Annotated in this window: 9 protein-coding genes; all 9 read left to right on the plus strand. The window is 34.2% G+C overall.

What is annotated here, in order from left to right:
• Positions 1-61: 61 nt before the first annotated feature.
• Positions 62-271, plus strand: a complete 210-nt coding sequence (locus BB050_RS00415; RefSeq protein WP_008462700.1) for a hypothetical protein — start codon at positions 62-64, stop codon at positions 269-271.
• Positions 272-535: 264 nt separating this feature from the next.
• Entirely contained in the window at positions 536-5,230 is a 4,695-nt protein-coding gene (locus BB050_RS00420) for a hypothetical protein (protein ID WP_066032187.1), read from the plus strand.
• A gap of 2 nt (positions 5,231-5,232) precedes the next feature.
• On the plus strand, positions 5,233-7,308 hold the full coding sequence (locus BB050_RS00425; protein ID WP_066032188.1) for a fibronectin type III domain-containing protein: 2,076 nt from the start codon (positions 5,233-5,235) through the stop codon (positions 7,306-7,308).
• Positions 7,309-7,346: 38 nt separating this feature from the next.
• Positions 7,347-8,678, plus strand: coding sequence for a hypothetical protein (locus BB050_RS00430; protein ID WP_066032189.1), 1,332 nt, complete (start codon positions 7,347-7,349; stop codon positions 8,676-8,678).
• A gap of 84 nt (positions 8,679-8,762) precedes the next feature.
• The gene (locus tag BB050_RS00435; protein ID WP_066032190.1) at positions 8,763-9,854 is read left to right on the plus strand and encodes a hypothetical protein; all 1,092 of its coding nucleotides are present in this window, start codon (positions 8,763-8,765) and stop codon (positions 9,852-9,854) included.
• A gap of 74 nt (positions 9,855-9,928) precedes the next feature.
• Positions 9,929-11,107 (plus strand): hypothetical protein, encoded by a 1,179-nt coding sequence (locus BB050_RS00440; RefSeq protein ID WP_066032191.1) that lies wholly within the window; start codon positions 9,929-9,931, stop codon positions 11,105-11,107.
• The gene (locus BB050_RS00445) at positions 11,104-17,460 is read left to right on the plus strand and encodes a T9SS type A sorting domain-containing protein (protein WP_066032192.1); all 6,357 of its coding nucleotides are present in this window, start codon (positions 11,104-11,106) and stop codon (positions 17,458-17,460) included. The genes BB050_RS00440 and BB050_RS00445 overlap by 4 nt, the downstream gene beginning before the upstream one ends.
• A gap of 93 nt (positions 17,461-17,553) precedes the next feature.
• Positions 17,554-20,001, plus strand: coding sequence for a TonB-dependent receptor (locus BB050_RS00450; RefSeq protein ID WP_123906979.1), 2,448 nt, complete (start codon positions 17,554-17,556; stop codon positions 19,999-20,001).
• 42 nt (positions 20,002-20,043) lie between these two features.
• Positions 20,044-25,290, plus strand: coding sequence for a deaminase domain-containing protein (locus tag BB050_RS00455; protein ID WP_066032194.1), 5,247 nt, complete (start codon positions 20,044-20,046; stop codon positions 25,288-25,290).
• The last annotated feature ends 1 nt before the right edge of the window (position 25,291 follow it).

The raw sequence follows: 25,291 nt of genomic DNA on the forward strand, positions 1-25,291 counted from the left end.
AATACTTATAAAGCTAAGATTTCGATTATATTTGCAACACCTCAAATAAAATTAAAACTAAATGCAAACATCAAAAATCACACGAATTGCTGTAGTAGTACTGGTTCTTTTGTTCTTAGTGCTAAGTGTAATTAGCTGCAGTACGCATGTACACACTCACGGCCATCATCACCATGCCCCAGGTAAAAAAATTCCACCAGGACAAGCTAAAAAAATGAATGGAGATCAAAGCGCCAAAGCATATGCTCCAGGTCAACAGAAAAAGAGATAATAGCACAGGCCTTCCAAAATTGGAAGGCCTTTTTTATTTTTCTTTACAAAATGTGGAAACCCGTAATGTTTTGTCTAATTAAAAGTTTATTTTTGGCGAAATTTTAACAATCTATTACGTTTTAAAACCCAAACAGATTTATGAAAATAACTTTACTTTCTTAAATATTGCTTTCAAGATTAGAATTTCCCAAAGTTTATTCTGAAAGCATTCTTTTCTTCCTTATAGCCTTATCTCAAAACACATAACCAAACCTACTATAAATTGAAAAAAATTACTTCAAAGTTTCCTTCTTTTGTATTTAGTATAGTTTTATTTTTATCAAGTATAAACTGTTTTTCAAACTCGAACATTGACACTATTTCAAATGTTAAAAAGAGCAATTCAAAACAGTCAATACTTGATCAGTCAGTTGTAAAAAGCACATTCAACGGAGTTGCCGAAAGCGAATTTACGAGCTCATTTATAGCGAAAAATTACCCTGTAAGTGATCCAACCAATCAATTTCTTGAAAAAGCAAAAGAGGTTTTCAATGAAATCGAGAAAAACGATAATCTTACCGATTATTTAGAACCTAAAAATCTAACAATGCTACCAATAGGAATTAAAAAAACTATTGGCGGCATTCAATATTCTTTAGGGATTAGCAATGCCAAATTTACTCCTCAATATACTGAATTAACGGCTTTTGTAAAAATTGTACTTCCGCAAACAGATTCACAAGGAAATAGAAAAGAATTATTTTTTGGAGCCAATAATATCAAACTTTCTCATAAAGGGGGCCTAGTTGGTGACACTAATCTAGTTTTACTGGGTGATGTACCAATTCAGATGTTTGGCGATAAAACGCTTTTGGTTTTAAAAGGCGGTATGGAAATGGCCACCGGTGCTGTTACAAACAAGACCTATGTCACTATTGATTGTAACGGTTTTAAGGAACTTGGTGTAGATGCAGAGGTTCTATTTTCAAGAACTATGCTTGAGCCTGTTGATTCAGCTTATAATCCTATTGCTGGTGATAGTCGTGTAACGGCAAAATTTAAGGCTGTTGTAGGCAACTGGAATGATATTTTGATTGATATCAGCCTACCTACTTTTCAATTGACTAAACATCCTGGGTATTGTTTTGAACTGAACAAAGCGGTCATTGATATGAGCGATTTGAGAAATTCAAGTAATATTGTTTGGCCAAAAGATTATGAAAAGGATTATCTGGTGCCTGGAAATGAAAAACTATGGCGTGGATTTTATGTTCAGTCTTTAAAATTAGTTTTACCATCTCAATTTAAAAAGAAAGGCACAAACGAACGAATTACATTCCAAGCTACCAATCTGTTAATTGACAGAATGGGAGTTTCTGGTGTTTTTTCTGGAGACAATATCTTAAATATTAATGAAGGAAATGCTTCTGGATGGCAGTTTTCTGTAAATCATATTGAATTAGGCTTTAGAGCTAACTCTCTTGTTTCTGCAGGATTTAATGGCGGAATTGTTTTACCAGTTTCCTCGGGACAATGCACATCAGACGCGAGAGGAGAACTTGGATATACAGCTCTTTTTAATACCATTGACAATGAATATCTTTTAAAAGCTGAGGTTACTAACGATATTTGCTTTCAGGTTTTTAAAGGTAAAGCTAACTTAGAAAAGAACTCTTACGTAGAACTAAAAGTAAAAGAAGGCAAATTTTTACCAAAAGCCGTCCTATACGGAACTCTTTCGCTTAAAGCAAGTAACAAACCTGTAACCGCTGCCGAAGCTGTTGCTGGAGTAAAAGAGAAAACAGAAGGCGAAAATGCCTCTGATGAAAAAGAAACCGCTGTTTTTAAAGGAATTATATTTCAAAATTTAACTCTTCAAACTGTTAACCCAATTATTACTGCAGATTATTTTGGGTATAAAAACATAAAGGAAGATGATGCAAAAGTTAGTAACTTTCCCGTTACCATAAATGAGATTGCTTTAATAGCTAACACAGAATCGGCAAGTTTAAAAGTCGATTTAGCTATCAACTTAATGAAGGATCAATTTAATGGCCAGACAAAATTCTATGTTATTGGAAAATTTGCTTCTGAGGAAGGAATTCAGAAATGGAAATTCGACCGTCTTAAATTTGAAGAAATTAAAGTTGCTGCCGATCTTGGAGGAGTTAAATTTAAAGGAAGCATTACCATATTAGACAATGATCCTATTTACGGAAATGGATTCAAAGGAATGCTGGGTGCCGACTTTACAGGTGGAATTTCTGTTGAGGCCAATGCTATCTTTGGTTCAAAAAGCTTTAGATATTGGTATGTTGATGCAATGGTCGACAACCTGAATATTCCGGCAGGCGCTATTACCTTTAAAGGATTTGGCGGTGGCGCTTACTACAAAATGAAAAAAGACGGATTTAGCAACAGTTTTGTCGCTTCTGGTTCTAACTATGTTCCAGATGTCGATTCCGGACTTGGAGTTAAAGCCATGATTAAATTTGCAGGTACTGCTACTGCAGATGCTTTTTGGGGTGGTGCTGGATTCGAAATTGCATTTAATACACATGGAGGTATAAACCGAATCAGTATTTATGGTGAAGGACACGTAATGCAAACTTTCGAAATACCTGGAGCATCAGAATTAACAGAAGCTTTAAAAACTGTAACTGAAAATGAATCTTTAATGTCATCAGTTGCATTAGAGGCACTAAAAACTTCAAATCTTTCTAAAGCGGCCGAGCAATTGTACCCTACAGATGTTAAAGCGCGTATGGGAATCAATGCATTTGCAGCAATCGAATATGATTTTAGATCTAAAACTCTTCACGGAACTTTTGACTTGTATATAGATACTCCTGGAGGTTTTATTAAAGGTCGAGCATCTGGCAACAGAGCTGGGTGGGCAGTACTACATTTTGCACCAGACAAATGGTATATCAGAATGGGAACTCCAACAGATCGTCTAGGAATAAAACTGGCTATTGGATCTTTTGAAGTTGAGGCTGGAGGTTATTTTATGATTGGGGATGATATTCCTGCAAGCCCCCCTCCACCATCGATTGTTGCGCAAATTCTAGGAGTTAGTGCAGAGTCTCTCGATTATATGAGAGATGAAAATAGCGTCGCTTCTGGTAAAGGTTTTGCTTTTGGATCTGACTTTAGTTTAAAAACAGGAGATTTAACTTTCCTTGTGTTTTATGCCAACTTCCAATGTGGATTTGGATTTGACATTATGGTGAAAGATTATGGCGAAGCACAATGTAAAGGTTCGGGACAAATTGGTTTAAATGGGTGGTATGCAAACGGACAATCTTATGCATATCTGCAGGGAGAACTCGGAATCAAAATCAAATTATTTATGATCAAAAAGAAAATATCCATCATAAAAGGTGGTGGTGCAGTTCTTTTACAAGCAAAACTACCAAACCCCGTCTGGATTCGAGGTTATCTTGGAGGTTATTTCAACTTACTAGGAGGTGCGATTAAAGGCAGTTTCAGGTTTAAATTAGAATTTGGTAAGCAGTGCGAATTTCTTAATGATGCTCCCTTAGGTGGCTTAAAAACAATTGCTGACATTACTCCAGCGGAAGGTACGAAAGATGTTAGTGTTTTTGCAGTCCCTCAAGTTGGATTTAATTTTCCAGTAGAAAAAAGCTTTACATTAGAAGAAGATTCAGGCGTCAAAACATATAAGCTTAAACTAGAAGAATACACTGTTAAAAAAGATGGTGCCATTATTCCAGGAGAAATCACATGGAATCAAACTAAGGATTTATTAAGCTTCACTCCTTTTGATGTATTTCCGCCGAATTCAAATCTAGTGAGTACGATAAAAGTAAGTTTTCAGGAGTTTACTAATGGAGCGTGGAAAACAGTTTATGATGATGGACAGATTGCCACTGAAACTGAGGTTCGAAATTTCACTACAGGACTTGCACCAAACAATATTCCTGTAACTAATATCGCATATTGCTATCCTGTAATAGATCAGAAATATGTATATCAAAACGAATCCAAACAAGCATATGTAGTGCTAAAACAAGGCCAGCCTTACTTGTTTGAATTAAAGCAAGGACAATCTCAAAAAGCATTCTATAAAACTGGAACATCTTCAAGTACAGGAACAATAACTTATAATAGCACTCTAAGAAAAGTAAGCATAGATTTACCAGTGTTACAAACGTCTAAGACTTATAATATTTCCTTAATGACGCTTGAAACAAAAAGTGATGCCAATAGCAATTTAAAAGAAAGCTATACTAAGCAAGATTTGGGTGAAAATGCAAATGTTGAGATAAAGGACAGTAAACTGGCAGAAGTTGTAACTGGAGGCGATGGGGTTGAATTATTGCAATATAACTTCAATACAAGCCAATACAATAGTTTCGCTGAAAAAATGGCTGCTAAAAAGCCAAAACAAACCCTAGTAGAAATTATCTACTCTGATGTTCATGCTCTACAGTCGTTAAACAGCTCAACCGAACCTTTTGATGAAATTGAGATTATAGGAAATGCCAAAACATTGTACGTGCCTTTGATCAATACTGAAGCCATATTGGATGACAGTTACTATAAGAATGAGATTTTTCCTTTAGTTTATCAAGGATACCCTTTAGAAGTCGATCTACAATTTGACAGAAGTACAACCATTCTTGGTGTTCCTCCAACAAAAGGAGTAGAAACTTTGGCATGGTACCAAGATTACATCATCAATAATCCCACAAGTTATATGCTAAAGGAGTATCTTCCTTTCCGTTATAATCTGCCATATTATTATAAAACAGATTTTGTTAATTTGAGATATAAAGTGGTTAACAAATACTTAAACACTTTGAATCAACAAATGATTACGAAGTATGACTACATCATTAACGGAAAATTCCCTTATATCAAACAAGGAACCTATAACATAAAACTGAATTACACTCTTCCAGGAGGACAATTGGGAAGCAGTTCAGTATTCACATTCAATAAATCAATTTAATAATGAAGTTCAAATTTTTCTTTATCCTTTCTTTAATTTTCAATTTTTCTGGAATTGCCCAAAACAATTCTAAGGAAAATAATGACATAGAAAAAAAGAACGAAATCCAAGTAATTGCTAGAGTTCAAAAAGACCGCATTTTATTACGTTGGGCGGTAAATACTCCTATTGCTTGGAAAAAATTAAACACTTACGGTTACTTAATTGAGCGGTTCACCGTTACAAGAGACAATAAAACACTGGCAAAACCAGAACGTGTTGTTTTAGCTGAAACTTTTAAACCAGAGCCTGTAGAAACTTGGGAAAAACTTATTGATGAAAATGATAATGCAGCTATTATTGCTCAAGCAATTTTTGGAGAAAGCTTTAATGTAACCGGAGCAGATAATTTAGAATCTATTGTTAATCTTTCCGAAGAAGCAGAGCAACGTTTCACATTTGCATTATATACAGCTGATAAAGATTTTGAAATCGCTAAAAAAGCAGGTTTAGGTTTTGAAGACAAAAACGTCAAACAAAACGAAAAATATGCCTATCGCATTTCTTCAAATGTTCCTGAAAAAGAATTGAGTATTGTTTATGGAGGAGTATTTGTAAGCCTAAAAGAATATGAGCCTTTACCAAAACCAATGGACCTTACGGCTCATTTCACAGATAACAGTACCATGTTAAGTTGGAATTTTAAAATTCTTGCTCATGTTTATGGAAGTTATTACGTAGAACGTTCTACTGATAAAATTAACTACAAAAGAATTACAGAAAAACCATATACCAGTTTAAGTCAGGAAAATGCCAACAATAACCGAATTTTTTACGTCGATTCTATTGCTAACAATACTTCTTATAATTACCGCATCCAAGGTATTTCTCCTTTTGGGGAGTTAGGCCCTTATTCTGATGTTGTTTCAGGAAAAGGAAAGGCTTTATTGAAATATGTTCCGCACTTAACGGTAAAAGATTTCAAAGATGATTCTACTGCTACATTAACTTGGGAATTCCCGGAAGAAGGGAATAATGAAATTTCTGGGTTCGAGCTTAACCGTTCTGATTACGATGATGATAAATATGTCAAAGTAATCAAAAATATTCCAGCAAAAGATCGTTCTGTTACCTATAATAAATTGCTTGCTACGAATTACTTTACCATTACGGCCGTTGGAAAAAATGGAAACAGCAGAACTTCTTTTCCTATGCTAGTTCAGCCTGTAGATTCTATTCCGCCTTCAAAGCCTATTGGGCTAAAAGCTACTATTGATAGTTTGGGTGTTGTAAAATTATCGTGGACTCCAAATAAAGAAAAAGACCTATTAGGTTATCGAATTTATAAAGGAAATACAGCAGAAGAAGAATTTAGCCAATTGACAGTTAGCCCTCATGAAAAGAGCACTTTTGAAGACAAAGTGATTCTTAAAAGTTTGAACAGTAAGGTTTACTATCGTATTATAGCTGTAGATTACCGATATAACATGTCTCCTTTTTCAGAAACTTTAATTGTAAAAAAACCCGATGTTATTCCACCTGCTTCTCCTGTTTTTACAAAATATGAGATAAAAGATGGAGCAGTATTTTTAGAATGGGCAAACAGCCAGAGTGAAGATGTAAAATCTCATCAACTGTATAGAAAAGAAAATGACCAAGAAAAATGGGAATTAATATGGAATGGTATAGATAAATCTGAAGTCTATCAAGATAAAAAAGCAAAAGAAGGTTCTACTTATCGATATGCTATTTATGCAAAAGATGAAAGCGGATTAGTTTCTAAACCTTCACCAGAAATTGCTTTGTTTGTTCCAAATTATACTGTAAAACCAGCTGTAAAAGGATTTTTTGCACAAGCAAATGTTGCTACAAAAAGTATTGACCTATCTTGGAGTTATGATGAAACTGGAGTAGAAAGTTTTGAAATTTACAAAGCTACTAATGAAGAACCACTTCAGTTAATTCAAATGGTAAAACCAGAAACCAAAAAATTATCAGATCCAACATTAACAATTAATACGACTTATAAATATGGAATACGAGCATTATTCAAAGATGGGAGAATGTCTAAAATGGATTTTTATACAGTGAAATTTTAATTTATAGATCTTGTTTAAATTCCAAGTTTAATAAATATATGAGGATCCTCTACATACTATTTTTTCTATTTACTAATGCATTTTGCTATTGTCAAACTTATGATTTTGATGTAATTGATGGTGTACTATGCAATACTTGCTGGGAAGGTCCACAAGGACCAACTTACAATACTTTTGAAGCTACTAAGTTTACGTGGTCTGTAAAACAAAATAGTACAATTACAATAGCTTCAGGTAATAAAAATGGTTATGTTCCTAATGGTAAAAATACAACAAACTATACAAACAAAGTCTTTTCAACAACAAGTACATTTTTAATTACAATTACCTCTACAGGAAGTGTGCATTATGAAAATGGCAGCAGTGGTTCTTGCAATACAAATACTTCTGTAACTGCCACACTTGATAATTTAATAATAAATGGCTTTGCCGGATTTAGTGATTCTCCTTGTGGAATTACAGCCCGTATTACGAACTTCAAGCCAAGTAATTTAGTTATCACTAATTTAAATGTCGGAAATCCAAATAATGTATGCGCAGGCGAAATGCTAAATCTATCTGTAAATGGCGCCGGATCGTACCCAAACGTGGCATTTCATTGGCAGTATTCGGTAGACAACTCAACTTGGATTGATTTTCCAACTGCTAAAAATAATAGAACAATTACAGAATTTTCTATACAAGAACTTTTAGGCAATTCGCATATTAATTATTTTAATAAGCCACTTTATTTTAGATTAGGTTATATAGGAAGACCCTTTACTAACACATTTACCATTAATTATTCTCCTTGTGCTCCTGTTGCTGAAAGAATATTTTATCAAGGTCCAAAATGCAATGGAGATAATATTCAAGCAATTGATGTTTTTTTTGATCGCAACCTTACACAAAATGAAGATATCAATATTATGTATGTATTAAATAGTGTTACATCAGCTATATCTTTTCAAAATACAGCAATAATAAAATCTCTTGTTTTTGATTCGGCAGTTCAAAAATATAAATACTCATTTACAAATCTTGGAAAATTAGAAAATGGCCAAACTTACAATATTAAGTACCAAACAAGATTAAATGAACAAAATACAGGAGCTTTAGAAAGTACGAATACTCCGTTCAAATATGTAGATCCTGAAAAATTAAGTTTTAACACTAAAAGTGAGATTCCTTCTTGTCTAGGAGGAGATGATGGTCTTATTGAAATCACAATTACTAACGGCACTCCTCCTTTTCATTTTTATAAAAATCACGAGGAAGTCACACCAGAATATAACAATGGGAAATATTACATTAGAAATTTAAGCCAAGGCAATTATAATATTGTAGTTACTGACGCAAGTGGATGTATAGATAAAACCGCAAATGACTAAAAAAATGAAAACAAAATTATTGATTGTATTTTTTCTTTTTTTGGACTAATACAATTTTCAAACGCACAAGCTACCAAATATGGAATGCTTGTAAGAACAACATTAGACCCTTTTCAGGGCTGGAATGGAAGTCATGCAGGAAATTTAAGTATAACAGTAGGCTCTAATTCCGTGACAGAAGGCAGTAATACAACAGATAATGTTGTTACTGCATACACATTCTTTTATGTAACCGATAATCCGACAAAAATTGTTTGCAGCAGTCGTACAGCAGGAAACAAAGATGGAAGTGATTGTACTTTAAGCAAAACTATTGCTTACAACAAAGAAACATTTGATAGTGATTTTTTTGGAGGCTGCATTGGAGATGCCGACATGATGGGAATATATCTACCACAGCCATCTAATTCTAATGTTTGCAAAAATGATGTAATCACTTTAACAAGAGGCTGGAACTGGCAATATAGTTATGATGGAGTTAACTGGTCAAACTTTCCAAGTAATTATCAAGCAAAACGGGCTATTTCTTTTACAATGGCAACATTAGGCGGTTATGAAGGAAAGACTCATTTATATATAAAAACTGGATATAATACAACTTTCACAGACTTCATTATCTATGACATTATTCCATGTCCACCTGGTTTAATTGAAACTCCAGTTGTCACAAGCACTACCTGTGTCAACAATAATGACGGTAAAGTTGTTTTTACTTATGATAGAGATTTAGACTTAGCAAAAAATGAACGTTTTGTTTTTACTTTCTTTAAGCAACCAGGTGATATTGTAGTGGCTACACCTGATTTGTCTATTGATAACGTAAACAGAAAGTTAAATTTCTCGGGCTTGGCACCAGGTAACTATTCTATAAAATATCAAACTTTTATAAGCAATCAACCAACAAGCACAAATCCCGCTCCAGACCCAAGTTTTACTATTCCTTCTGCTACAGCTGTAACTTTCCAGGTTACTGAAATTCAACCCGCTTGCTTTAATGAGAAAGGGAAAATAAAATTGACTGCATCGGGCGGAACAGGAATTTATTTTTACAAAATAGATTCAGATCCTGAAGTACAATTTACTTCGCCAACAGGCGAAATTAATGTTTCATATGGTCAACATTCTATTAAAGTACGAGATACTAATTCATGTATCGATTTATCAGCTAACGAATAAGTATGAAGAAATTTTACTTTACATTTTTTATTATTTTCTTTATAAACTGCAAAGTTTGTTCGCAAACGTATATTATGTATACAAATGCTGGAGATGCTGGCGGTTATACCCTCAATTATTATACAAAAGATCAATACTATTATAGATACTGGATAAAAAAAACTGATGGAAATTTGCTATATCCTATAAAAGAAGTCAATAATTATTTAATATTTGATCAAAAACCCACTCAATTCTATTTTGATGCTTACAGACCTGAATCTTACAGCTGTAGTGGTCCATGCGGTGAAGACTGGACTTCTGGATTAGAAGCCACCAATTTTAATGTCAATTGTTATAAAGTGTCAGGCATTTCAGGTGGTAGGTCAGGTGCAGAAATAATCCCTGAATTCAGCATAATAAGTAATCAAGTATTAATACAGCCGAGTCCTGATAACTCTTTCTGTGATAAAGTAAACTTGCAAGCTACAGGTTGTACAGGCACGCAGCGTTTTGTATGGGAATATCGAATTGAAGGCGGCAATTTTCAATCAACAAATGTCAGTACAGCCTTTAATCAAACATTTCAATTTAATAGATCAACTTATGTTTCTTCAACTTATGTTGGAAATATAGATTTTCGTGTTCTTATTGATTCTGATACTAGTGTAACTGGAGAAGAAGTTTACTCAAATATTGTATCATATTATGTTAACCCATGCCCCCCTGTTTTAAACTCAGTTTCTTCCAATAATCTCACATCTTGTGTATATAAATCTGATGCCGAAGTAACATTAAACTTTGACAGGGGACTTCAAGATAACGAACAATATGAAATGGCTCTAAAACATGCTGATGGTTCTGGTTTAACTAATAAAATTATAACAAAATCTATGATGGCATCCAGTCCAAAAAGCTACACATGGACAGGACTCGGAATACAATCCTATATTTTAACTTATCAAACAAGATTAACTACTGCAAATGGCACAAGTTTAAGTCAGGCTTTAAATAAAACTTTTACAGTAGGCCCACCAAGCCAATTTAGTTATCAAATAATTACAACTCAACCGGCATGTCACAATCAATCTGGAATAATAAAAATAAGTGCTTCTAACGGAACTAGTCCTTATTTCTATTCCATTGACTCAGCAACCGAAGTTGAATTTTTATCTATTACAGACGAAATTACTTTGCCAGCAGGTGATCATTATATAACAGTTAGAGATTCTAAAAATTGCATAGATATAAACGCAAACGATCAAAAAATATGAAAAAAATTATACTCTTTTCTTTATTATTAACATCTTTTCTACTTTATTCCCAAACAGGAATTAAGAAAGTTGTTATTAATAATCCTGCCGCTATTGTTATTGACGGTACAGAAAAACCAGCTTCAGGTTTTGGAGAGAATAACGGACGAATTGAAGGTTTTGCTATAAGTGGCGGAACTTTATTAAATAATGCCAGCTACACACAAGTATGGACAAAGGATGGAGCTCCATTTACTCCTACTGACTATAATAAACTTTATGCAGGTACTTATATTGTAACAGTTGCCGATTCTAAAAATTGCTCCCTTTCAAGAACTTTTAATATAGGTCAGCCTCAAAAATTGGAAGTTCTAATTTCTGGAAATAAAATTGCCTGCTTTGGTGGCACTGGAAGTCTAGTTGCATCAGTTTCAGGAGGTACTGTTAATTTAGGTTATTCTTATGTCTGGCAAAAAAAAGAAGGAGCCATTTACAATACTGTATTTGGAAAATCAGATAGCAATCCTAATGGTTTAGATACAGGCATTTATAGAGTTGTAGTTACAGACAATGCTAGTCCTGCCAATACAACTATTTCTGAAGATTTCTTCTTAGACCAAAATACACAATTAACTGCTATACCAAATTTAACAAATGTTAACTGTAGAGGAGGAAATAACGGCATGGTAAGTTTAACACTTGGAGGAGGAACAGGTGCTTATAATGTACAATGGACAAATGGTCCAGTAGGAGCAACTAGAACAAATTTGGTCGCAGGAATTTATCAGTATACTGTTACTGATGCAAATGTTGCAGGCTGTTCTATAGTTGGTTCTGTCCAAGTTACGGAACCCTCAACATCATTAACTGTCAATCCTTCAATAACTCAAACCCAGCCTTCTACACCAACGACCTTTGATGGAAAAATAAAAGTGTCCGGAACAGGCGGTACTCCGGGATATACTTATGCATGGTACAAAGGAAACACACTAATTAATCCCGATCCTGATCAAGACGGTGAAGCTGTTGGTCTTGATAATGGTACATATCATGTTATCATAACAGATGCCAATAATTGCTCTGTTACGAGTGCAGATATGGTACTAAATGCTTTAGCAATAGCAATTGATGCTCATACAGATATTAAATGTTTTGGCGAATCGACAGGTAATATAACAGCAAGAGCTTTTGGAGGTTTAGGATCTGGATATACTTATAAATGGTACAAAATTAATGGGGGTAGTGAAACTGCTCTAGGAATAACAGCTGCAACAATAAGTAATATCCCATACGGAACTTACAGAGTAAGAGTTAACGAAGGACAAACTCCTTCGGCTTATATCGATTATACTCTTACACAGCCGACTTTGCCGCTAGATGTAACTTATGCTAAAGCTGATCCAAGTTGTTTTGGAGGAAATAATGGTAATATTATATTGGACGTTTCTGGGGGAACAATAGGAAGCGGTTACACTTATTTATGGAGTAATGGAAGTATAGCGAAAGATCAAACTACTTTAACTGCTGGAACTTATTCAGTAACTGTAAAAGATGCTAACGATTGTCCCTTTACGATAAATGGAATTATTATTGGCCAGCCTACCGCTATTAATGTTCCAACACCCTCAATAACAAATGTTTCCATTTACGGGCAAAGTAGTGGTGCTATTACTCTAAATCCTATAACTGGAGGAACTCCAAATAATGGAAACTATACTTATAATTGGACATACGATAAAGACAATACCTTTTCAAGAACTACAAAAGATATAGCTGGTCTTAAGGCTGGAAAATATACTCTGGTGGTTACTGATAATAATTTATGTACTGCAACACAAACATATACGATTGCTGAAAATCCAGAATTAATTGTTTCTATAAATGAAACTAAACCTATTTTATGTAATGGAGATACTAACGGAGAAATAACAGCTAATGTTAACGGAGGTGTTGCCAATTACATTTACAAATGGTATAAAAACGGATCTTTAGTTGCGGGAAACACTAATGTTCTTTCGAATTTAGGCTTTGGAAAATATAAAGTAATTATAACTGACAATGTTGGCGCAACAAAAGAAACTGCTGAATTAGATCTTAAACAGCCTAATGTACTTACAGTAGTAAAAACTTCAAGTACTAATGTTTTCTGTTACGGAAATGCTACAGGAGCAATAAACATTACTACTGCAGGTGGAACTACACCGTATACTTTTGCCTGGAAAAAAAACAATGCTGATTATGCTAACACAGAAGATTTAACAGGGCTTACTGCAGCGATTTATAGTTTGGTGGTTACAGATAACAACGGATGTACAGCAGCATTAAACAATATTGCAATAACACAGCCTATAGCACCTCTGGCTATAACTGATGTACAAGTGAAAGACTTAACCGGTTTTGAAACCAAAAATGGTATTATTGAAGTTAATATTACTGGAGGAACAACAAATTACACGTATGCTTGGAGAGTAAAAGGAACAACTCCAATTATTGGAACTTCAAAATTATTAGATCAACTGGCAACTGGAACTTATGTACTTACTGTAACAGATCAAAACAATTGTACTATTACTAAAGAATATACATTAATTCAACCGCCTAGATTAGATATAACGGCTATCACAATGACTCCAAATACACAGGTAAAATGTTTTGGAGACACAACTGCAGAATTAACTGCAACAGTTACTGGTGGTGTGCCTGCTTATATTTATAAATGGTATAACGCTTTGACCCCAACTGTAGTATTATCAACAACAAACAAAATTTCGAATTTAGGAGCTGGAAAATATATCGTTTCAGTAACAGACCAAAACAATAATGTATTTTACGGAACAAACGAGTATACAGTTACACAACCAAATCCATTAGCAATTGCCAATACAAAAACAGAGGTTTCTTGTAAAAATGGAAACGATGGTACAATCAATTTAACTATAACGGGAGGTTCTTCTGACTATAATATCGTATGGAATTATAATTCTACAGTTAATAACGGGAAAACTAATATTAGTAATCTTCCCGCAGGAACTTATACTGTGACAGTATCAGACAGAAATGCCGTAAACTGCTCTATCAGTCAAACAATTACCATTTCTGAACCTGCTAATGAACTAGCAATTGCAAGCGATGAAGTTAAAAATGCAACTGGTTTTGGGCTAAGCAACGGAAAAATTTCTGTTCAAATCTCTGGCGGAACTTCAAATTATTCTTATAAATGGTTTAAAAATAATGTAGAAATTAATGGTCAAACTACAGCTGTTCTGAACAACCAACCAGCTGGATCGTACAAATTAGTCGTAACGGACAGTAAAAATTGTACTTTAGAAAAAACATTTACAATAACAGAACCATTAGAACTTAAAGTTACTGTTTCTGTAGCTAAAACTATTGATTGTTTCGGTTCAACTGGTATCTTAAGAGCAAAAGCTGTTACTGGAACTGGAGTTCCAGATGCGCAGGGATTCTACACTTACAAATGGTTCAGAGAAAATGGTACTTTAATTAATACAACTTTAAATGCTGAAGCAACAACAGGAAATATTCCTGCTGGTAAATATTATGTAACTGTTGTCGATTCAAATAACAATCAAACTACTTCTAGCCTATTTGAAATCACACAGCCAACTCAAATCATTGTATCTACAGCAAACAAACAAGATGTTACTTGTTACGACGGATTTGATGGAATTGTCGAAATTAATGTTGTTGGAGGAACTCCAGACATAATTGCTGGAAATCCTGTTTATACGTATTTATGGAGTAACGGAAGTACTGATAAAAACCAATACAGCCTAAGAAAAGGAACTTATTCTGTTTCGGTTTACGACGGAAACTTATGTCTTGGAACATTAAACAATATTGTCATTAATCAGCCTCAAGATTTCGGATTTGATTTGGATAAAATTGTCCCAACAATTCCAACAGCTGGAAATAGTGACGGCGCACTTCATATCGAGATTGTCGGCGGAGTTGCTCCTTACAGATATGTATGTAGAGACAGTAACGGAACAATTATAAAAGACGTTCCGAATTCGAATTTAAAACAAATTGATTTTACAAATCTAGCTTCAAGTATTTTTACGGTATCGGCAACCGATGCAACTGGATGTACAAAATCAACAGAATTTGATTTTAACAACAATGTATTAGAAATCAGCATTAGCCAGTCTGCAGAAATTACTTGCAATAATGGTAAAAATGGAACTATAACAGCGGCTGTAAAAGGAGGTTTTGGAATTAGAACAATTTCTTGGTATAAGAATGGTGTTAAAATTCCGAACGAATCAAATGCATTGCTAAGCAATCTTGAAATCGGAACTTATTATGCTGTTGTAAAAGACTTCAATAAAGTAGAAGTTACAAGTCAATCAATTGTCATTACACAGCCAGATCCGATTGCGGTTACTTATACGCAAAAAAATGTAAACTGTTTAGGGTTTAGTGACGGTACTATAACATTAACAGCTTCTGGTGGAAGCAATCTTTTCCAATACCGCTATAAATCGCAAGATTCAAATTATGGCAATTGGATAGCTTTTAATAATCTTACAGCCGTAATTCCAAATTTAAAAGCTAATACTTACGACATTCAAGTGCAAGACAGTAAAGGCTGTAATTACACTTCAATCGTAAATGTTGAAATTACGGAACCAAAGCAGCTTGTAATAACTCAAAATACAATAACTCCAGCAACAGGTTTTGGACTTTCTAATGGAAGTGTCAATATTGTGGTTCAAGGCGGAACCCAGGCTTATAACTATAAATGGTTTACAAGTTCAAATATTCAGGTTAAAGGAACCACTGCAACTGTAGCAAATCTTTCTGCTGGTAAATATTATGCTATTGTAACTGATGCCCAAGGATGTACAATTACTTCTGAATTATACGAAATTACACAACCTGATTTATTAATCGCTAATATTGCTTCTGTTAATCAAGTTTTATGCAATGGAGATAAAAATGCTAGTATTAAAGCAAATGTAACTGGAGGTATTGCCGGATATACATACAAATGGCATTCTCTTCCAGATACAGGCGTTCTTGGAACAAATGTTTCCCTAGGAAATCTTGGAATTGGAACTTACTATGTTGAGGTTACCGATACAAAAAACAACATTTCAAAAAGTGAATTGTTTGTGATTAACGAACCTCAAAAATTGAACAATACACTTTCTGCAGATTACACACTTTGCGGAGATGGAAATGATTGGACTATTACTCCTTCTGCTATTGGAGGAACAAAACCTTATACCTATTTATGGAATACTGGCGCAACTACTGAAGTTCTAAAAAATGCTGTACCAGGAACATATTCTCTAACAGTTACAGACTTTAATGGATGTACTATTAATAAATCTATTTCGTTTATTGCTCCACCTCATCTTGATGCTTCAGAAACAATTAAAATGCCAACATGTTATCTAGGCTCTGATGCAAAAATTATTGTAACGCCAATTGCAGGTACAGCTCCATATACTTATTTATGGAACACTGGCGAGAAAACGAATACATTAAGCAATGCTCCGGCAGGTGCCTATTCAATTGAGATAACAGATTCTAGAGGCTGTAAAATTTTAAGAAGTTATGCTGTGGTAGATCCTCCAAAAGATGTTATTTATTTGGGCGAAGATGTTACACTTTGCTACAAACAAAGCCTAACTATTAATGGTACTGTCGATGATGATAAGGCTACTTATGCATGGACTTCTGACAAAGGATTCAAAAGTACCAATCCAATCATTACAGTTTCAGAACCAGCAAACTACACTCTTACGGTAACCAATAAATTAGGCTGCCAGGCAACAGATACAATTAATATTTCGAGCCAAGAATCTGATATCAGCGCAGAGTTTATAATGTCATCTCAAGTATTCGTAAATGAGAAATTCATTATTGTAGATATCAGCAACCCAAAAGCAGATAAAATTGAATGGAAATTGCCTTCGGAAGCAATTGTTACAAACAATAATGGAGATTATGCTGAAATGAGTTTCCCTAAAGCTGGCGAATATGATATTACAATCAATACAGAAAAAGGCCGATGCACAGCTTCTCAGACCAAAACGATCATCGTAACTGAAGGTGAATATGTAGATCCAGACAATACTGATTTACAGAAAAAATTTGATATAAAACTTTATCCAAATCCATCAAACGGAATTTTTACTGTTGATGCAACATTAGATAAAGTGATGTCAGCCAGCGTTAAGGTTTACAATCTAAATAATAATGTAGTAATCGATTCAAAAAGTGGCACTGGAAAAGATACATATTCATTCAATTTTAGCTTAAATGGACTTTCAGCGGGAATTTATTTTGTATTGTTTGAATCACAGCAGGGAACAAAACTGAGAAAACTAATTATACAATAAGTTAAAAACGTAAAATCAAAAGCCAATTTTTAAATAAAACAGTTCGAAATAAAGGCTAGTCCTTCCCTATTTCGTTGCCCTGAATTTATCATAATGAGTTTAAAAAGAATATTATTTTTCAGCATACTATTGTGTAATACGATCACATTTGCACAGAATTTCAATGTTGAAGAATTAGGAAAAGCCAAATTAATAAATGTTTCTGGAGGAGCTTCAGCCAATGGAGTTTTCTATTCTGGAAACGCTGCCAGAGAACCTTTTACCTATTTCTTAAACGGAAATATCAATGTGAATGTCGCAGGTTTATACAATATTCCATTTTCATTTTCATACACCAATCAGAAGTTTGGATACAATAAACCAACTCTTATGAACCGCCTTAGCATACATCCCTCTTATAAATGGATAACTGGCCATATTGGAGACGTAAGCATGACTTTTTCGCCATACACTTTAGCAGGGCACCAATTTACAGGTTTGGGTGTTGATTTAACTCCGCAAGGAAAATTCAAAATCAGCGCCATGTATGGACGTTTGGTTAGAAGCAGCGAATATGATGCTATAAACACTGAACTTGTCCCAACATACAAAAGAATGGGATACGGTTTTAAAACACAGTATGCGCTTGAAAAAGTAAATCTAGGCCTTACCTTTTTTAAGGCAAGAGACGAGATAAATTCATTAGATATTCCTATTCCATTTGAATTGGGAGTTTCACCAAAAGAAAACGCTGCAATCAGCTTTGAAACTTCTTTTAAACTATTCAAAAAATTACAAGTTTTAACAGAATTTGCAAACAGCAGCATTACAGAAGATACTAGAGTCACTGGAAACACAAAAGCTCAAAATATTTCTTCTTTGTTTTTAAGCTCAAATCCAACAACAACGAGCTACAAAGCGATGAAAGGACAATTGGTTTATCCTGCGGGAAAAGGAACCTTAGGTTTGGGTTACGAACGCATAGATCCAAATTATAGAACATTGGGCGGTTATTATTTCAATAATGATTTAGAGAACGTTACAGTAAATGCTTCTCAAACTTTATACAATGATAAATTGAGCTTAAATCTGAATTTAGGTTTACAGAAAGACAATTTAGACAAACAGAAACAAAGCCAGATGAAGAGATTGGTTTCTTCAATAAGTGCAGATTTCAGAGCTAATCAAAAATTAAATTTCAACGTTAATTATTCTAATTTTCAATCGTATACCAATAGTCGAAATCAATTTGATTATATCAATCAAACCAATCAATATGAATATTTAGATACATTAAACTTCAGACAAGTCAATCAGAATGCGGCACTTACTGTCAATTATCTTTTGAAAAATGATAAAAAGCAAAAACAAGCTTTTAATGCTACATTCAGTATGCAGGATGCTGTAAATCAACAGGAAGGAAAAACAATTGCAGGCGGCTCAAGCACTTATTACAACACAGGACTTTCATACATTATTGGCTACCCGCAAAGAGATTTGAACCTAACAGCTTCTTTCAACAGCACCATTGGAAAACTGGACACTAGTGATAATCTAATTTTAGGACCTACAATTGGAGCTACAAAATTGTTTTATGAAAAAAAATTAAACGCCTCTTTTTCTACAAGTTACAACACAAGCTTTAATAATGGTGATAAAGTAAATGACATTTTTAATATCCATTTGAATGGTTCTTACATCTACATGCAGAAACATAATTTCGGTTTAAACTGTATTACACTTTTTAGCAGCTCGCAAACCGTTCGCAATAATGATTTAACGGCTACTTTGTCTTACACCTACTCTTTTGATAAAATAAAACTTCGTCCTAAACGAGTGGAAGAAAAGCCTGCAGTTACAGCCAATGAAACTCGAGATAATATTTTGAAAATTTCTTCTCAAAATGTTGTTTTAGAAGGAACGAAAAGTGAAATTATCACCAAACTGGAACAGCTTCAAAACGATTTAAAACCACTACCTGATGAGCAATCAGAAAAGCTGAATAAGGAATTGAATACAGTAAGAATGGCTTTAGAAGATAAGGAATTCAAAGAAAAAGTATTGGATTATCTGGATGTTTACAATTCAAATAAAGAAACTATCGCACAATACAATTCTGTTCTTTCGGACATTATTCAGAAGTTAAATCGTGAAATAACTGCAAAAGATCAAAATATAGAACAAGTTTACACCACAGCAATTGGACGTGTTAATACGGACAAAATGCATGGCACAAACAGTGAAGATGCAAAAGATAAAGCAGCTTACAACAAATATTTAAAATTGGTAGAAAGAAGTAAAACAGCAGAAAAGCAATTAGTTAATCACAGATGGATGATGAGAGAATTTGCGATGCTTTCAAAACTGCCTCAAAGCGAATTACAAAATAACGAATCAATTGCAGCTTTCAGTAAAATGGAAATCAATACGTTTTTTGATTTAAAAAATGATAAAAAACCAACAGAAGAAATCAGCAAGCAATTAGAAGAAAAAATGATTCCGTTTTACCATCAGCATGCCGTAGAAAGAGCTGTAAATGATTCGATCGAATTAAAACATTAAGAGAAAAGATTTTTAAAGTATAATAGTTATAAAAACACCCAAATGCTAAAAAAACTACAATTTCAACTATTCTTAACCCTTGGGTTTTGGCTTTCGGCAATAGTTTCTGGTATAGCACAGACTTATCCAGTAACAATTAGCACTCAAATAACACAGCCATCGCCAATCTATTTAAGCAATTATGCCGATGCGACTACTATAAACAGTCCCATTAAAGTACAGATTGCTTTAAACGATTTAACAATTTCCAATCGTCAGATACGACTGAAATGTTATTTCCAAGGACAGTCTATTTCGTTAATGACCAACGATTTTGTTGTCGGAGCACGTAATCTTTTCTTAGAAGGCGGAGTACCGCTCCAGTTGACCAATGTAGATTTAGCACCATACTTTGAATATCAGAATCTTGTCGGAATCAATCCGAATCAATATGCACAAGCACTTCCAGAAGGTATTTATAATTTTTCTGTTGAGGTATATGATTTTGCAACCAACAAAAAGCTTTCGAAGAAAACGAGTGTAACCACCATTATTTTCCAAAACGATCCACCGTTTCTAAATCTTCCGCTGAATAATGCTTCTATTATGCAGCAGAACATTCAGAACATTATTTTCAGCTGGACGCCACGTCAGATCAATGTTAGCAATGTTGAATACGAATTTTCTTTAGTAGAAATCTGGGATAAATATACTCCAGTACAAAATGCATTTTTATACTCTCCTCCTCTTTATACAACAACCACACGTTCTACAACATTACAATATGGAATTTCAGAACCACAGTTGCTTCCTGGAAAAAAATACGCTTGGAGAGTAAAAGCAAAAGCACTTTTAGGCGCAGAAGAAATTGGTGTTTTTAAAAATAATGGATACAGCGAAATTTTCGCTTTTGATTACGAAACCTATTGTACCGCACCGCTGGCAATTACTACAACCGATATCAGCCAAGACCAGGCAAAAATAACATGGAGCGGAGATATTGATAATTTTGATTATCAGGTAAATTACCGTGAGAAAAACGCCAATTCAGATTGGTATAAAATAGTTACACCAAGGGAATTTGCAACCATCAGTAATTTAAAGCCAAATGCTACTTACGAATATACTGTTGGTGCATCTTGTGAAGTTGGTAAATATACTCATAGTACAGTTCATGAATTTACCACTATCGCGAAGGATGAAATTGCTTTTGTTGGTTGCGGTATCAAACCAGACCCTGCAGATTTAGCCAATAAAAATCCGCTTCCTGAACTTTTTGCAAATGACGTTGTAAAAGCTGGAGATTTCCCAATAGTCGTTTTACATTCAACTGGAAGCAATGGTAAATTCAGCGGAGATGGTTATGTAACTTTACCTTTCTTAGAAAAATTCCGTACACTTATCGACGCAGCAAATGCAGCAGGCGGGCCAGATATTGGCAAATATTCTCGTATTAGAATCACTTTCGATAACATCGGAATCAATACAGACTTTAAATTAATCTCTGGAGAGATTATCGCTAGTTATGATCCGACTTGGAAAGGAATGGCTGACGGAGATCAAATCCTGACAGATATCCTCGGAAGCGATGGTAAACCTATTGAAGGGAAACTAGATTATATTGTAAAATCTGCAACTTTAAATCCTGATGGAAGTACAACTATTACGGGTGAAAATGGAGCTGTTACAACGCTTCCTAAATCTCCGTATGATCAGGTTTATACGGATAAAAATGGAACTACAGTTACAATTCCTGCCAACGGAAGTGCCGCACCAACTATTGGCGCTCCTGCTCCTGGTGGAAAAGCAACAGCTTCAAATACAAATGGAATGTCATCAAGCGGAGAAGTGGCACAAATTTCATCTCCCGATGTTAGAATAACTTTTGAAGACAGTAAAGACAGTAAATACGCCTTTGATCCACAGCCAGAAAACGGATCAGCAAAACTTAAAAGCAGTTATGAGGTAATCCCGACTGGAGACGGAAAGGTTTACAAAGTAAATTACAAAGCCGTTTCAGACTTAAATGGAGATGATTATGTTATAGCTAAAGCCGAATTTTCGAAAGGCAAAAAGAGCTCTGATGTTGTATTCAAAACCATTGCTGGAGCAAAAGTTGATGCAGAATGGACTTCTGATAATACTGCTAAAATTGCTCTTAAGAAGACTTTGAATTTTGGAAAAGACGGTATTATTGCCACAGTAAAAGGAACTCCAGTTAAATCTGCTCAAGATACTACCAAAACGGTTGAAGGCAAATATGATATTGCTGGAAAACTAAACGTTTGGCATTTGACTAAAAAATCTCCAATAAGCGTTACGCTTTTAAGTGTTAATGGAGCAACGACTCCAAGTGTTGGCGATGCTGAAAAATTCCTTAATGAAGTTTACAATAAGGCTGGTATAAGCTTCACGGTAACAACTCAAAATGTAAAAATTAATACTTTGCCATCTGAAATTGAATGTGGCAACAGCGATCTATTAAATGTTTACACCGATGGACAAATAGATATCATAAGCCAGATTGAATCTAATGCAGATTTTAAATACAACGAAAAGACCTATTATGTTTTATACACTGGAAAATCTGGCCAAGATGGTTATGATGGTTTCATGCCACTTGGAGGACAATATGCCTTCGTATTTAATAGTGGGAACTTACAAACTGCCGCACACGAATTAGGACACGGTATTTTCGGTCTAAAACATCCATTCTCAAGTAAAGAAGAATCTGGTAAAACTAATCTATTAATGGATTATGGAAATGGTACTGTATTATCTCATAACGACTGGGATATTATCCATAGTGGCGGATGGAAATTCTATGGTTTCCAGAAGAGTTCTACTGGGGCTTTGGCTGGTGGATATGGACTTACACCAGATTGGAAATTTGTAAGAACAAATGAAAGTACAATAATTTCCGGAAGTCCGGTTCCAGTAGTTGGAGAGGGGATGCTAGGAGGTTTTGAAAGTACTGAAAATGGAAAGACTGTAAATTATATCTGGAATGTAGACACTAAAACATATAAAATTGATGGTACAGGCGCAGATTATGCTGCAGTAAATTATAAAGATGCTATTGGAGACAAAGCAGTTGTTTGGTTAATCTATAAAAATAGTGAAGAATGTAGTAAAAGAAAGTATATTAGAACTTATTACTCTCAAATAAAAACAGATCTTACTAAAAAAGACCTATCAACATACATAGCTAAAATTGATAAGATTGCAAAAGCTGAAAAATTAGAAATTTACTCGGGTATTTTAGGGTGCGTTGGTAGTAACACTTCAGGTAACGGAAATGGAGATTATGCTAATTATGTAGTAAACTTAGGTAAAAATGCAAATAAAAAATATACTGAAGATAAAACTGAAGTTAGTACAACAGAAGCACATCTTTTCGACTTAGCGACGGTAATTTCAGAAACAGAAAAACAAAAAATATTAAATCAATTAGTTGGAATTAATAAAAATACAAAAACTCTATGTAAAATATATTTAGTTGACTCTAAGACTCCTGAAGCCAAGAAAACTGAAATAAACAATTACTTATCTTCTCTAAAAGGAAAAGAAATTGGCTTATTAATTGATTTTACAAAAGCTGAAGATCCTTCGATAAAAACGTTCTTAGGTGATGGCATAGAAGGAAAAGGCACACCTGAAATGAATAAATATCTTCAGGCCTTAATTGATGTATTACCGAAATTTGATGGTACTTATACTCCATTTAATCCATTAACTGCAATGTTGGATGGATTAGCAGGCGTTATTGGAGAAGCGAAAATTCCTATTCGTTTTTATAATCCTGATGAAAAAGATTACAACCCTATTCCTGCTCAGGTCTATTCATACATAACATTTAGCGTTGTTAAGGATAAAATGAATGATTTTATTACAAACAACAACAAGGATTTAGCTAAGTACTCAGAAAGCCGTTGTGGTTTTGCCTTTACATGTGGTATTTGGAATGGTTTAGTTGGTGCTGTTGGAGGAATTCCCGAAGGAGCCTCAATGGTAATTAAATTAATTACAAACGAAAACGATCAAGCCGTCAAATTATGGGATGGACTAACAAAACTTAGCTGGTCAACAATTGGAGATCTAGCTGGAGAACAATGGGATAAATATTCTGCAAATCCTTGTATGGCATCTTATGCAACGGGAGAAGTTGGTTTTGTTGTAATTTCTTGTTTCTATGGTGCAGGTGAAGCTAAGGGATTGGCAACATTTTTCCAAACCTTAGATCGATTAGATGCTGTTGGAGCGGTAATGGGCAAATTTGCAAAAATTAGTAGCCCATTTATAAAGGCAGGGGTTGATAAATTTGGTAAATTTGTTATTACTCCTTTAGCCAAGTTAGAACCGGCTCTTAGCAAAAAATTACGAAAAACTTTAGCCGACAATTTTAAAAAGATTCTTAAAAAATCTGAAAATCAAATATCAATAAGTTTACACGCTACGGACGAAGGTAAATTCTTAGTTGATGGAGCAGAATTAACTCCCGAAGAGTTTGGTGAACTATTAAGTAAAAAACTAAGCAAAGAGCAAAAAGAGATTGTATTATTATCCTGTAATGACTTGGCAAGTGCCAAAGCTCTTTCTGAGGCTACAGGTAAAATTGTTTACACTACCGAAGGAGCTATTACTATTTTTGAAAATGGAGTACAACGAGCAGAGGGTACAAAATGGTATAAAGTTGAACCAAATGGAACGACTACTGAAATTAGTCCTCCTATAAATGAGTGTGGGAACAAATGTATTGGTGATGGAACTGAAATGGGCAAACCATCTAAATTAATGGAAGATAGAAATGTTTTTAGAGGTTTTGCCGCCGATTATTCTAAAGCTAAGAAAAGTTTTAAAGAATTTAGGGAAGGCCAAATTTATGAATTAAAGAAAAAATATTCTGGTGAAGAACTTTTAGAAAAAATACAACAATTTGATAAAAGAAATTTAGCTTACTTTGACGGTAAAATTGATAACGTTACATTAGATTCTAATAATATAAAAATAAGTGGCGACAAATACAAAAATGAACAGATTTTTGATAGTTATAAAGTAGATAAAGAAGGTAATATTGATACAGATGGAGCTTGGAGCAGAGAGTTTGATACAGAGTACGTAGGATTAAGCGAAATTGCTCATAAATTAGGTGCGAAAAAAGGAAAGGTTTATCCTCATATCGAAGGTAATATAACAATTGCTTCTGAACTTCCTTATTGTCTTTCTTGTCAAGGAGTAATACAAGATTTCGCTACTATGTTCCCTAATGTGAAAGTTTATTTAGTAGATGGGATTAAAAATATGAAATAAT

Origin of the sequence: Flavobacterium anhuiense (assembly GCF_001705175.1) — a bacterium.
Lineage (GTDB): Bacteria > Bacteroidota > Bacteroidia > Flavobacteriales > Flavobacteriaceae > Flavobacterium > Flavobacterium anhuiense.

Coding starts and splice junctions, on each gene's coding strand:
- BB050_RS00415 (WP_008462700.1), top strand. CDS start 62: ATGCAAACATCAAAAATCACACGAATTGCTGTAGTAGTACTGGTTCTT.
- BB050_RS00425 (WP_066032188.1), top strand. CDS start 5,233: ATGAAGTTCAAATTTTTCTTTATCCTTTCTTTAATTTTCAATTTTTCT.
- BB050_RS00430 (WP_066032189.1), top strand. CDS start 7,347: ATGAGGATCCTCTACATACTATTTTTTCTATTTACTAATGCATTTTGC.
- BB050_RS00435 (WP_066032190.1), top strand. CDS start 8,763: ATGCTTGTAAGAACAACATTAGACCCTTTTCAGGGCTGGAATGGAAGT.
- BB050_RS00440 (WP_066032191.1), top strand. CDS start 9,929: ATGTATACAAATGCTGGAGATGCTGGCGGTTATACCCTCAATTATTAT.
- BB050_RS00445 (WP_066032192.1), top strand. CDS start 11,104: ATGAAAAAAATTATACTCTTTTCTTTATTATTAACATCTTTTCTACTT.
- BB050_RS00450 (WP_123906979.1), top strand. CDS start 17,554: ATGAGTTTAAAAAGAATATTATTTTTCAGCATACTATTGTGTAATACG.
- BB050_RS00455 (WP_066032194.1), top strand. CDS start 20,044: ATGCTAAAAAAACTACAATTTCAACTATTCTTAACCCTTGGGTTTTGG.